1 protein-coding gene and 1 pseudogene are annotated in these 1,059 nt (G+C 68.4%); both read left to right on the forward strand.

The features are described from left to right. Positions 1–863 (forward strand): S-(hydroxymethyl)mycothiol dehydrogenase (locus ACWEBX_RS41375; protein WP_451889811.1); only part of this gene is annotated, 863 nt, incomplete at its 5' end. An 8-nt stretch (positions 864–871) separates the two neighbouring features. After that, positions 872–967 (forward strand): annotated as a pseudogene (locus tag ACWEBX_RS41380) (MBL fold metallo-hydrolase); the annotation flags it as partial. Positions 968–1,059 lie beyond the last annotated feature (92 nt).

The raw sequence follows: 1,059 nt of genomic DNA on the forward strand, positions 1-1,059 counted from the left end.
GCGTCACCGACGTCGCTCCGGGTGACTTCGTCATCCTCAACTGGCGTGCCGTGTGCGGGCAGTGCCGGGCCTGTCTGCGTGGACGGCCGCAGTACTGCTTCAACACCCACAACGCGAAGCAGAAGATGACCTTGACCGACGGCACCGAACTGTCCCCGGCCCTGGGTATCGGCGCGTTCGCGGAGAAGACGCTGGTGGCGGTGGGGCAGTGCACCAAGGTCGACCGGGCGGCATCGGCGGCCGCCGCCGGACTGCTGGGCTGCGGAGTGATGGCGGGCATCGGCGCGGCCATCAACACCGGCAACGTCGGACGCGGTGACAGCGTGGCGGTCATCGGCTGCGGTGGTGTGGGGGACGCGGCGATCGCCGGCGCCCGGCTCGCCGGGGCGGCCACCGTCATCGCGGTCGACATCGATGACCGGAAACTCGAGACTGCGAAGAAGATCGGCGCGACCCACACCGTCAATTCCAAGCAGGGCGATCCGGTGGAGGCCATCCGCGAGCTGACTGGCGGCTTCGGCGCGGACGTCGTCATCGAGGCGGTCGGCCGCCCGGAGACGTACAAGCAGGCCTTCTACGCCCGCGACCTGGCCGGCACTGTTGTCCTCGTCGGCGTACCGACCCCGGAGATGAAGCTCGAACTGCCGCTGCTGGACGTCTTCGGCCGGGGCGGCGCGCTGAAGTCCTCCTGGTACGGCGACTGCCTGCCCTCCCGTGACTTCCCGATGCTCATCGATCTCTACCTGCAGGGCCGACTGGATCTGGACGCCTTCGTCACGGAGACCATCGCACTGGACGACGTCGAGAAGGCCTTCGAGCGGATGCACGGCGGCGACGTACTGCGCTCGGTGGTGGTCTTCTGATGGCCGGCATGGCGGGTGCGCGCATCGAACACCTCGTCACCTCGGGGACGTTCTCCCTGGACGGTGGCGCCTGGGACGTCGACAACAATGTCTGGATCATCGGCCGTCGTGGCCGTCGTCGGCTTCAAGGGCCTCACCGCCGCCGACGGCTCCGACGACTCGTCATCGATGCCGGGGATCGAATCCCAGAAGGCCT

This window comes from Streptomyces sp. NPDC005070 (assembly GCF_053600395.1).